Here is an 11,434-nt window from a genome sequence, read left to right as displayed (position 1 = left end):
CCTCGGCTGAGAATTTGCGCCGGGTTTTCCGGCGAATGTCTTTTACATGCTTTTCGGCCGACTCCTGCGGCCCGGATTTCTGTCTCATCTTCGCTCCCTTGGCGGGCTACGATGTGCCAGAAATCCTCCTTAGGCAATTTCGCCGATATGTCTCATGGTTGCTGACGGGGAACAATGACATCGCCGCCACTACTTCCCTGAAGAGTGTCACTGCCTTCTTCACCGAAAATCGTGCCGCTAGCGGTTGAGGGACCAAACAAATCATCACCCTGCCCACCATAAAACGCTCCACCACCAAAGAACGAAACCGTGTCGTTACCAGCGGTACCGAAAAGCTGCGCTCCATCAGTGTCTAGAACATTGGTGAAGCTGACTGAGTTACCGGTGGCTGCACCGCCCGTGACCGAGACGTTGCCAAGCACGTTAAAGGTAGCATCGGAGCCGCCACCAGAGATCGTAACGGCCGTGAAGTCAGTGCTGGTGTTAAACAGCGTGTTCACGGAAACCGTGCTTTGGCCATCGACGATGAAAACATCGCCGTCATCAACCCGGTGATAGGTATCGCCGCTCAACTCGGCCAGGCTGCCCTGGAAGGTATCGTCGCCAATGCCACCATAGATCAGATCGCTATCGGCACCGGATAGGATCAGGTCGTCGCCCTCACCACCATAAACGGTGTCAAAGCCAGCCTCAGCAGCGAGTGTGTCATTGCCCTCGCCGCCATAGAGGCGGTCATTCCCGGCACCACCGTTGAGCAGGTCATCGCCGCCATAAATCAGGTCGCTGCCAGCGTCACCATCGAGGTTGTCATTGCCATTACCGCCATAGATGGTGTCGTCATCATCATCACCGCCAATGGTGTCATCACCCTCACCGCCATAGATAAGGTCAAAGCCAGCCTCACCCTCGATGAAGTCACCGCCACCGATCGTGCTGGACAGCTCTTCACCATAGATGACGTCATTGCCGGCGCCGCCATCCAGGTCGTCATTGCTGGTCCCGCCGATCAGGCTGTCGTTGCCGCTGCCACCGAATAGGTCACCGCTGTTTGAGCCGGATGCGTTTAGAGTGTCATCACCGGCATTACCGTAGATGTCATCGTTGCCACCAGCACCGCCAAACAGGCTATCGGCGCCATCCAGGCCGAAAAGCAGGTCGTTGCCAGCACCGCCGTAAAGCGTGTCATTGCCGGAGGTGGGCAGCGTGTTGTCGATGGAGCTCATGATGATTGCCTCAGCGCTTCTATGGGCTGCCCGGCCTGGCCGGTGCCCTGGTTAAACTGGTGGTCTTGAAAAATGGCGTCGCCCCCCGGCCACGCCCACGCAGGTTTACCCCCTGCCTTAATCTCGCCACAGCGCATACAGCCCTGTGCCGACAGGACCAAACAGAAAAGGAAAATGTGAAGAGAAAGCGCCGCAAACGTCGCAGGATGGGTCGGTTTGCTACACGCCAACGTTGGGTTGGGCCGGGCCTGACCTACTGTCGGTGGAAACGAAGTAAGGGGCGCCCCTGACCATCGGCCAGATGCAGTTCATTCTGCCGAACCCACCACTGTCGGGCGGCACCGATGCGGGTCATGTAATCCTGCTCTGCTGCCATAACGGTGTTCAGGCAGGCGCGGCGGCTCATCCGCGTTGGGCCTGGTTTAAACAGCCCCTTCTCAAGCGCCACCGTGCCACCAAAGCCATTGCAGCCGGTATTCCCACCCATGGTGCCATCGGGGTTAAAGGCGATGGTTTGGGTCAACCCATCCGGCACAGCCAGATTGGCCGGGGCGAGGTCAAAGCTACGCACCCACGTCTCACCCAGCAGATTAGGCAGGTTACCCTCCTGCGCGACAGCGGGGGCGGCGTTGCCGAACGCGGCAATGACTGTAATCAGGGCAAGGAATAGAAGTGCGCGCATCTTTGGAAAGCCAGTTGAATTAGTGGTGCCGGAACAGCCTACCCCTGGGTGAAATGGGTGACAACCGATCCGGACCGACGCATCACCACAACCAGGTGTTCCTCCGGCCCGCCCAAATTCCCGCGCAGCTTGATCACCGCTTGAATGCGGGTGACCTGGTCATGGAACCGGCCCTGTCGAATGGTGACGATCTGGACCGACTGAATGCGCTGCTGATTGATACCCAGCTCACCGACGGCGTAGTTCACCGCCACGGTCTTATAATCGAAGGGCACATCCACATAGTGGTCGCCGCTGCCGATATTCAGGCTGATATCGGCCCGCGCCTCAATCGGGGCGGCCAGCAGCATGGTGGCGGCTGCCATGGCCATCGCGGTGGATGAGGTGGTGAGGTGACTACGCATGACAAAGCTCCTGACAGCGGTGGTGCTATCAGCGGATTTGGTGTGCCGGTCACGCACGGCAATTCCCAAGCGAGTGAGCACTTTGTGAGCGATGGTACGGCAGGCCATTAGCGACTATCCGGTCCATCGGCGGGGCCGTCACCGGCCATGGCGAAATCATCATTGGCCGCATCATCGGCAGCCTGCTGCTCTTCCTCCATCGCCTGCTCAGCGGCGGCGATGGCGGCCTTTTGCTTTACCTCATCGCTCGGCATCTCAGCATCTTCACCGGCCACCTGCACAATGACAGAGCGGCGGGCAAACTCGATCCCGTTCTCCTCAAATGCCTTCTGTACGCGAACATAGACCTCGCGCTTGATCAGGAACTGCTTGCCCGGCTTGGACATGAATTTGCCGCGCACGATGATGGCGCTGTCATCCACATCGAAGACGCCCTGGCTCTTAAATGGCTGGATGAAATCCTTACCCAACTCTTCATGCTCAAGCAGGTCGCGGCCAATCTGTTTGAAGATCTTCTTCACCTTGTTGATCTCAGTGTCGAAGGGCACCCGGAACTTCAGCTTCACAATCACCCAATCGCGGGAGTAGTTGGTCAGCTTGGCAATCTCACCATAGGGCACAGTATGCAGCGGGCCCCGGTGATGGCGAAGGCGGAGGGAACGGGCAGAGATCTTCTCAACCGTCCCGACAGTGCCGCCAATATCCACATACTCACCGATCCGGAACGCATCATCGATCAGGAAGAACAGGCCGGAGACCACATCCCGCACCAGGGTCTGGGCACCGAAACCGAGTGCCAAACCGATGATCCCGAAACCGGCGATGAACGGCGCGATATTGACGCCCAGCTCGCTCAACGCCACCAGGATCGCGGTCACGGCGATCAGGGTATGACCCGTCTTACGGAATAGCGGCAGGTTCGTGGCAAGGCGCGTACCGCCCTGGCCGCCCATTTCACCCAGTTCCACTTCCTCAGCACCGCCGAGCCCCTCATCCGCGGCCTGCATGCGGTTCAGCCAGATATCGAACAGCTGCCAAATCAGGAAGGTGCCAACACCAATCCAGAATAGCTCAATCAGGATGTCGACCGTGGCACTGCCGATCCGCAGGCTGAGCAGGGAAACCAGATCCACATTCCAAAGGGCAGCCACCACAGTGAACAGGACAAACAGCATCACAATCCGGCCGATCCGCTCAACCGGTGGGCGGGTGGCCAGGCGCTTTGCCTTAACCGTGTCGTCTTCAATGTCATCCACCGGCAGCAGCTTGGCCACCAGCGGCACCACCGCATTCAGCATGGGCGGCAGGAACAGCAAGATCATCAGCGTCAGGAAGATCCCACCGATTGAGATGTCACTCGCCCGGCCAGTAGCACTGTAATAATGAATGAACAGGAACTCGCCGACCGCCAGGATCATCGCAATCCAGGGCCAAACCTTCGCCAGCTTTGTCCAGGTTGGCGTGGGGTGCGGACTGCCCGCCATGATCATATCGGTGAAGGCATGACGCCCCCGCCAGATTGAGTAGATGATGGCGGCGAACATGGCCGCGATGATCCAGAAGCTGATGGTCAGCGCCGCCTCAATCATGCCGACGCCAACCCGGAAGTTGTAGGTGACGAAACCAGCGGCACCGATGGCGGCAATCACCGTCGTCTGCTGCACCATGAAGCGCGCCCAATAGGTGCTAACCGGGGTCAGTCTTGCCTCAGGCACGTCGGGCAGTTGGAAGAATTGTGAGCTCCACCGGCTTACCCTGATGATCATGGCCCCCGCCATGACCAACAGGAACCCACGCCATTCGAAGGTGTAGATGCCGAAATAGAGCGTGCCGATGCCGCTTGCGATGCCGAGCGACAGGGTCATCAAGAACAAACGATGCCCGGCAATCCGCATCGTGGCAGCCAGGCGTTCTTCCTGCGGCAGCATTTGGTGTGGTCGCCGTTCCGGCCGTAACTTGCGGACCGCTGCCTCGATCCCGAGGCCAATGGCCAGGCTGAAGATGATCACACTCCAGAACTCGACCAGTGAGATATCAGTATGGGCGCCATAGGCAGCCAAGGTGCCGCCAACATCAGTGAAGATGTTGGTGGTGTCATTCCAGACATGAACAAAATGGTCAGTGAGGAGAACCGTGGTTTCCGTGGCTGAGGTAACCAACTCCTGCCAGGTTTGGCCTTTGCTATCTTCAGCACCCAGCTTGGCATCCAACTCCGCCAGCAGGCGTTCCCGCACCTCCTGATCGCTCAACCGCGCGACGGTATCGCGGGCTTCCTCGGTTGTGGTCGGTTCTTCGGGCGCACTCTCGCCACCACCCGCAGCGGCGCCGATAATGGCCGCCGTCACCGGATCCTGGGCATAGGTTTGGTTGGGGGTCACGAGTGCGATCATGGCCATCATCATGGCCATGGCGAGGAGTGCGATTGGCAGGCGCTTGAACATCAAAAATGTCACCCTTGGCGGCCTTTACGGCCCTTATTCCAACCCCATCATGACGATTGTTGGTTGACTTGTAACCTTTGCTGCCCGACTCCCAGCCGCGCGCCCTATGGTTGTGGCGCGTGAATGACGCCCCAGATAACGTTCCCGACACCCAGCCAAGCGATCGATGGATTTCTACCTCCTACAGGGCCTGACCGGTTTAGCCAGCGCTGCCTCACTGTTTTTGGTGGCGGCCGGGCTGACGATCATCTTCGGCGTCGCTCGGGTCGTTAACTTCGCCCATGGCTCATTCTTCATGCTGGGTGCCTATATCGGCGTAAGCTTGATGCAGTGGCTCATGGCCTCACCTCTGGGGCCCGGCTTGGGGTTCTGGTTGGCCCTACCGATTGCCGCCATCGCCGTCGGTGCAATTGGTGTCATCTTTGAAGTTGCGGTCCTACGCCGCCTTTATCGTGGTGATGAGCTGCTGCCGCTCCTTGCCAGCTTTGCCCTCGTCCTCATGTTGCAGGACGTGACCCGCCTTACCTGGGGACCGGAGGAGGTTTTAGGCCCGCGTGCCCCGCTGTTGGATGGCAGCATTCGGATGTTGGGGGGCCGCTTGCCGACCTATGACATCTTTTTGATCGTCCTGGCGCCGCTGGTGCTAGGTGCCCTCTGGTTACTTTTCCATCGAACACGGTTCGGGGTTTTGGTGCGGGCCGCCACCGATGATCGCGAGATGTTGGCTGCCCTCGGCACCGATCAGAAACTGCTCTTCACCCTGGTTTTCTTCCTCGGCGCGGCATTGGCCGGCCTAGGCGGCGCCCTTCAACTGCCGCGCGGTACCGCCAATCTTGAGATGGATTTGGCGATCATCGCCGAGGTTTTTGTTGTGGTGGTGATCGGTGGCATGGGCTCCATCACCGGGGCATTTCTCGCGGCCTTACTGGTTGGATTGGTGCAGGCTTATGGCCTGCTCTTTATCCCTGAGGCCACGCTGGTCCTGATTTTCCTGATCATGGCGGTGGTGCTTGCCGTCAGGCCCAATGGCTTGTTGGGACGGCCATTGGACCATGGCGCTACCGCCCACCATCGCGGCATCGGCTGGCAGGTAGACCCAATCCCAAAACCGCTGCTTGGTGTCCTAGCTCTCTTACTGCTGGCTGCACCGCTCTACGCCTCAGATTACCTAGTATCCGTAATCGCTGAATTTTGGGTACTCGCCCTGTTCGCCAGCAGCCTGTACCTGATCATGGGAACCGGTGGCCTCGTCTCCTTCGGCCATGCCGCACTGTTTGGCACCGGCGCCTACACACTCGCCTTTATCAGCGTTTGGACGGGCGGTGCCGTCCATGCCTGGTGGTCCGGCCTCTTGTTGGCAGTGGTCAGCAGCGCCGCCATGGGCATGATCATCGGCGCTATCGCCACCCGACGACAGGGGGTTTACCTCGCCATGCTGACCCTGGCAGCGGCACAGATCCTCTGGTCCCTTGCCACCCAATGGCTAGAGGTGACGGGTGGCGACAACGGCATTCTGGGCCTATGGCTGCCAGATGCTCTCCGACACCCGGCCGGCACATATTGGTTCATGGCGGCCATTAGCCTTGTCGGCCTATTGCTGATCCGACGGGTGGATCGAAGCGGTTTAGGCTTGAGCCTTCGCGCCATCGCAGACGCCCCGCAGCGGGCAGCGATGAGTGGGCTAAAGGCCTGGCCGCGTCATGTCTTGATCTTTGCCATCGCCGGCGCCTTTGCCGGGCTGGCGGGTGCACTGCACGCCCTTTTGAAAGGGTCCGTGTTTCCCAATGATCTCGGCATTCCGCTTTCGGTCGATGCACTGGCCATGCTGCTATTGGGCGGTATCGGCACGGTGACCGGACCAATCATTGGGGCCGCCCTATTCTTTGGCATTAAGGTCGGCTTCCAAATCATCGATTTCTGGCGCTTCATCTTAGGGGCGCTGATCATCCTGACCTGTGTTGCGGCACCTGGTGGTGTCGCCGCCGCCTTAACCGGCCTAAGGCAGAAGTTAAGGGGGGGCAGCGGCCATGCCTGATCCCGTCTTGGCAGTCAGAAACCTGACGAAATCATTCGGCGGTGTGCTGGCCGTTAATGAGGTCAGTTTTGCAATCAACCCTGGGGAGCGGGTTGCCCTCATCGGGCCGAACGGCGCTGGTAAGACCACCCTTATCAACCTGATAAGTGGCCTGCTTCGGCCAGATGGCGGAACAGCGCAGCTGAACGCCCAGGACATTAGTGCCGCCAGTGCCCAGGCGCGATGCAAGGCTGGCATGGCGCGCACGTTCCAAATCGCGAGTGCGTTTGGTCAGTTAGATGTGATCACAAACGTCGCGCTAGCCATCGCCGAATATGATGGGCAGGCAACCTGGAACCCATTTGCCGGGCTACCCGCACCTACCTATGGCAAAGCACGCGATATCTTAGACCGGGTTGACCTCAATAAGCCCGACGGGACAATGGTCAGCGCCCTTGCCTATGGCGAGACAAAGCGGCTTGAGCTTGCCATTGCCTTGGCAAGCGAGCCTCGCTTACTGCTGCTTGATGAACCAATGGCCGGTGTGGGTCGGGATGGTGAAACCAACCTGGTCGCAACAGCGACGGATGCTCTGCTTAAAGAGGGGGGGGGCAATAGGGCCCTACTGTTCACCGAACACGATATGGATGTTGTATTTGATCAGGCGACACGGATTTTGGTTCTGGACCAAGGCAGCTTGATTGCCGATGGCAAACCGGACCAAGTCGCAAATGACGACCTGGTACGCGCGGTTTATCTAGGTGAGGAGTTGGCACTTTGAGCAATCAGCTTCTGAACCTGTCGAAGGTATCGGTGGGATACAGCGATACACCAATTCTATCGGACATTGATTTGGCCCTCGAGACTGGCACGGTAACCTTACTCGGCGGTCGGAATGGCGCCGGCAAGAGCACGTTGCTGAAGGGGATTATGGGCTTACTGACCGATGTCGGCGGCACCATTACATTTAATAATGAAACTATATCTGGCCCGAACCAGCAAAGCGATGTTGTGGACACCGCACGGCTGGGTCTTGGATATGTGCCAGAGACACGACGAATTTTTGCGAGCCTAACAGTTGCCGAGAACCTAGAGGCAGGCCGTAGAGATGGCCAGGGACCTCGCTGGTCAATCCAGGCATTGCTTGAGCTTTTTCCACCGTTGACGCCACTTATGGCACGGCGTGCTGGCGCACTCTCAGGCGGTGAGCAACAGATGTTGAGCATTGCCCGCACACTGGCAGGCCAGCCAAAACTGCTATTGCTCGATGAGGCGTCAGAGGGGCTAGCGCCGCTGGTCGTCAACAGCCTCTCTAACTCTCTAAAGAGCATGGCATCAAGTGGCTTAACTATCCTGATGGCCGAACAGAATTGGCGCTTTGCCAAGGACATCGCCAACCGTGTCATTATCTTGGATCAGGGCGTGATAGCCTTCGATGACGATATGGATGTGTTCAATGCCGACACGGCACTTCAGGATCGCCTACTAGGCGCCCAATCCAGGCAAGAGGGCTAGAGATGGCAGCATCCGATCAACGCAACATTGTCTTTGCTTACCAAAACGCCCCGCAATACATGCCCGCGCCGCAATACAGTGCACGGCAGGTGGTGATTGGACCAAACACGGCTGACAACTGGCATCCAGATGGGCGTGTCATGATGCTGAACACCCCGGCCGGAAGCTATGATCTGGGGGAGGTGTTAGCCAAGCTGCCCAAGGATCAGCAGCCCGACTTAATCATCGTTAAAGGGGATGCATCAGGCATCAATCTTCCAGTTGGCTTTGACCATCTGGACATTCCAAAAGTCCTGATTATTGGCGACACGCAGCACCAGCAGACCCCCCTCCGCACCATGTTGCGATACGCCAATGAGAATAAGTTTGATCTGCTGATCTCAGATCACAAGCGGCATCACCTGCACTACTTCATTGAGGCTGGCGCCACCAATGCCCATTGGATGCCGGGCCTTCTGGTCAGGGACTGGCAAATCCCGCTCTACGATGAGAAGCATTTTCCTGTGACCTTCGCCGGACAGGCGGGGTCGATACACCCGGTCCGCACCGCGGCAATTGAAGCAGTTCAGAGGGCTGGCATTGAGATCATCACCGGCATCGTCCCACAGGAGCGAGCAGCCGACATCTATGGGCGATCGATTGTCACCCTGAACCCAAGCCTTAATGGGGATCTAAACCTCAGGAGTTTTGAAATACCGCTATCCGGTGGATGCGCCATCGCCGATCGCCTATCGCCCCAGTCGGGACAGTCAATGCTGTTCGAAGAGGGTAAGACAATCGTCACTTACAATAGCGTTGACGAATTGATCGAGCGCATTCGGCATTACCTATCAAACCCGGAAGAAGCGATCCGCATCAGCCAGCAAGCACAGGATCTTGCCAAGGCAAAGCACAGCCCCGCTGTTAAGCAACAGCAATTCATGGAGTTGATCGACAACCATATTGTTCCAGATGGCTATGATGGCCGTCTTGAAAAGCGTTCAACCGCGCTTGAGAGCGATGGCTTTGACGACCTGCTGATCCGGGTTGAGCAATATGAACTCTTCCAAGAATGGCACCGCACAACACCAGTCTTGAAGGCCGTCGCAACGGCGGAGGCAGACCCGCGCTTGGTCTGCGATTTGGTTGATTTACACCGACTTCAGATTGACTGGCTAGGGGATGCTGCACCATCGCTCTTCACCGAGGCCGGGGTTGCCGATCAGGTCGGTCAGGCCAGCCCCAACAGCGCCAATGATGCGGACACCTTGATTACCGGTTCGAAACATATCAACGGTGAGGGGCTTGATGGCTCTCTGCCCAAAACGGTTCTGCTGACCGATTGGAAACGCGAGGGCGATCAAGCCGCAATCGGGCAAGCTAAGGCGGCCTTGGTCACCCAGGGCTATCGGCATGACGAGGCCAGCTGTCCCGGCCTGTTTGTCCAGGGCTAGTTAGAACAGGGACCCTTGCGCTGATGCTGGCGCCTCAGCGGCCGGTGGCGGTTTATAAGGCGCGATACAGCCTGGCCCCTCGGCATCGCGTTGGTTGATCAACGTCGACACCTGCCAGGTATCAAGCGGTGCACCCGACCATGGTTGCATCATGGCGTTCAGCGCATCAGCACTCGTGTTAGGCGAAAGCCAGTCCGCCCAGCTTGCCTGGGGCAGGATTACCGGCATCCGGCCATGTACAGGCTCAACCTGGGCGTTGGGCATACAGGTCAGGATGGCAAAATTAGCGGTGCGATGATCTGGCGTCGGTTCTGGAAACGCGGTTTCAATCCCGGCAAAGGCAACTAGGCCGCCAGCATCGAAATAGTGCTGCTCACGCTTTGTGCCCTTCTCCCCCTTCGGTTCATAGAAACCATCTGCGAGGATCAGACAACGCTCCTGACGACCAGCATCCGAAAAGGCCCGGGCCTCAAACAGGGTTTCCGAACGGGCATTGATAAACGGCCCCCGCTTTGCCTCGCGCATATAGGCGTCGGTCATCCAAGGCGGGCGAAAGCCCCAGTGGGCATAACCAGCTTGCCGAGCACTACCGTTGGCGCGGATCAGTAAGGCCGGTTCCGATGGGCGAATGTTGTAGCGTCCTGAAAGGGACAAAAGATCAGGCGCGATTACCACATCTTCTAAGATGCCGGACACATCTGCAGCCAATTTATCGGCATCTTTTCGGAGGGTGAAGCGACCGCACATGGGCTGGTTACTTGATCCGGTTCTTTAGCTCTGAACCGGCCTTAAACCGCGCCAGATTATCGGCGAAGAACTCAGCATAATAGGCCGGGAACTTCAGCACATTGTCGGCGGTATGGGGGGTGATCAGCGTGTTGGGCGCCTGCCAAAGCGGATGCTCCGGCGGCAGTGGCTCTTTCTCAAATACATCGAGATAAGCCCCCATCAGCTTGCCATCGTTTAGCGCGGCCAAGAGGGCATCGCTGTCGACCACGCGACCACGGGCGGTATTGATAAACATCGCGCCCTGCTTCATCGCGGCGAAGCATTCGGCATCAAAACTACGCTTGGTATCGTGGTTAAGGCGGAGGTGCAGGCTGACCACATCGGCTTTTGGCAGCAGGCTTAACAAGGTCTCACGATCCGGGCCATGCACCTCATCAGCCAGCGGATGCTCTGCCGGTGTATTACGGGTGGCAATGACGTTCATGCCAAGGGCGCGGGCGTTATGGGCAAGACGTTGGCCAATCGCACCAAAACCGACCACCAGAAGCGTCTGCCCCGCGATGGGCCTAAACGGGATCGGCCGCCATTCCGCAATAGATTGCAAGGCCCGATAGCGTAGGAAATGACCGTTGAGCGCCAGCATGGCACCGGTGACCGTCTCCGCCAGATATTGCGAGAGAACCCCGGCACAATGGGTCACCGCAACCCGCTCCCGATCCCACTCAAACGGCAAATGGTCATAGCCCGAGCCACCAACCTGGAGCCACTTAACCGATGGGTGGTTCAGCATCACCTCATGCACATCGCGCCTGAAGGATGGGCCCGCAACGGCGAAGATCACCTCTGGCTCATGGGCCGCCAGGGCATCCGCCACCATCGACCCATGGGTCACATACTCAAACGCTTGATCGGGGAAGCGCTCGCTCAACACCGATGACACCTCAGATGGATCGGTATGGGCGACGAGAATAGGACGGGTCATATGGGCTCTTC

At 58.3% G+C, this 11,434-nt stretch carries 10 protein-coding genes; 4 read left to right on the top strand and 6 right to left on the bottom strand.

The features are described 5' to 3' along the window. Positions 1-152: 152 nt before the first annotated feature. The 4 genes from KI792_13115 to KI792_13100 form a co-directional block, all read right to left on the bottom strand. On the bottom strand, positions 153-1,223 hold the full coding sequence (locus KI792_13115) for a hypothetical protein (protein MBV6633959.1): 1,071 nt from the start codon (positions 1,221-1,223) through the stop codon (positions 153-155). Between the two features lie 253 nt (positions 1,224-1,476). After that, positions 1,477-1,905 carry an META domain-containing protein gene (locus KI792_13110; protein ID MBV6633958.1) on the bottom strand — a complete coding sequence of 143 codons (429 nt, stop codon included), beginning with the start codon at positions 1,903-1,905 and terminating at the stop codon, positions 1,477-1,479. A gap of 38 nt (positions 1,906-1,943) precedes the next feature. Beyond that, positions 1,944-2,309: a hypothetical protein gene (locus KI792_13105; GenBank protein MBV6633957.1), complete on the bottom strand. Its 366-nt coding sequence runs from the start codon at positions 2,307-2,309 to the stop codon at positions 1,944-1,946. A gap of 107 nt (positions 2,310-2,416) precedes the next feature. Continuing rightward, complete coding sequence (locus KI792_13100; GenBank protein MBV6633956.1) at positions 2,417-4,750, bottom strand: mechanosensitive ion channel family protein; 2,334 nt, start codon at positions 4,748-4,750, stop codon at positions 2,417-2,419. Positions 4,751-4,916: 166 nt separating this feature from the next. Here KI792_13100 and KI792_13095 point away from each other — a divergent pair, with 166 nt between their 5' ends. Genes KI792_13095 through KI792_13080 form a run of 4 tightly spaced genes read left to right on the top strand, consistent with a single transcriptional unit; the run spans position 4,917 to position 9,712 of the window. Then, on the top strand, positions 4,917-6,785 hold the full coding sequence (locus KI792_13095; GenBank protein ID MBV6633955.1) for an ABC transporter permease: 1,869 nt from the start codon (positions 4,917-4,919) through the stop codon (positions 6,783-6,785). Beyond that, positions 6,778-7,545, top strand: coding sequence for an ABC transporter ATP-binding protein (locus tag KI792_13090; protein ID MBV6633954.1), 768 nt, complete (start codon positions 6,778-6,780; stop codon positions 7,543-7,545). Before KI792_13095 ends, KI792_13090 begins: the two co-directional genes overlap by 8 nt. Then, on the top strand, positions 7,542-8,279 hold the full coding sequence (locus KI792_13085; GenBank protein MBV6633953.1) for an ABC transporter ATP-binding protein: 738 nt from the start codon (positions 7,542-7,544) through the stop codon (positions 8,277-8,279). The genes KI792_13090 and KI792_13085 overlap by 4 nt, the downstream gene beginning before the upstream one ends. 2 nt (positions 8,280-8,281) lie before the next feature. Beyond that, positions 8,282-9,712, top strand: a complete 1,431-nt coding sequence (locus KI792_13080) for a glycosyltransferase family 1 protein (protein ID MBV6633952.1) — start codon at positions 8,282-8,284, stop codon at positions 9,710-9,712. Here the strand turns inward: KI792_13080 and KI792_13075 are convergent, their stop codons facing one another. Together KI792_13075 and KI792_13070 are read right to left on the bottom strand one after the other, a co-directional pair. Further along, complete coding sequence (locus KI792_13075; protein ID MBV6633951.1) at positions 9,713-10,420, bottom strand: SOS response-associated peptidase; 708 nt, start codon at positions 10,418-10,420, stop codon at positions 9,713-9,715. 46 nt (positions 10,421-10,466) lie between these two features. Further along, positions 10,467-11,423 (bottom strand): D-2-hydroxyacid dehydrogenase, encoded by a 957-nt coding sequence (locus KI792_13070; protein ID MBV6633950.1) that lies wholly within the window; start codon positions 11,421-11,423, stop codon positions 10,467-10,469. Positions 11,424-11,434 lie beyond the last annotated feature (11 nt).

This window comes from Alphaproteobacteria bacterium SS10 (assembly GCA_019192455.1).
Classification (GTDB): domain Bacteria; phylum Pseudomonadota; class Alphaproteobacteria; order TMED2; family TMED2; genus TMED2.
Note: the sequence above shows the minus strand (reverse complement) of the source record. Positions and strands in the feature narration are given on the sequence as shown.

Coding starts and splice junctions, on each gene's coding strand:
- KI792_13110 (MBV6633958.1), bottom strand. CDS start 1,905: ATGCGCGCACTTCTATTCCTTGCCCTGATTACAGTCATTGCCGCGTTC.
- KI792_13105 (MBV6633957.1), bottom strand. CDS start 2,309: ATGCGTAGTCACCTCACCACCTCATCCACCGCGATGGCCATGGCAGCC.
- KI792_13070 (MBV6633950.1), bottom strand. CDS start 11,423: ATGACCCGTCCTATTCTCGTCGCCCATACCGATCCATCTGAGGTGTCA.
- KI792_13115 (MBV6633959.1), bottom strand. CDS start 1,223: ATGAGCTCCATCGACAACACGCTGCCCACCTCCGGCAATGACACGCTT.
- KI792_13100 (MBV6633956.1), bottom strand. CDS start 4,750: ATGTTCAAGCGCCTGCCAATCGCACTCCTCGCCATGGCCATGATGATG.
- KI792_13095 (MBV6633955.1), top strand. CDS start 4,917: ATGGATTTCTACCTCCTACAGGGCCTGACCGGTTTAGCCAGCGCTGCC.
- KI792_13090 (MBV6633954.1), top strand. CDS start 6,778: ATGCCTGATCCCGTCTTGGCAGTCAGAAACCTGACGAAATCATTCGGC.
- KI792_13080 (MBV6633952.1), top strand. CDS start 8,282: ATGGCAGCATCCGATCAACGCAACATTGTCTTTGCTTACCAAAACGCC.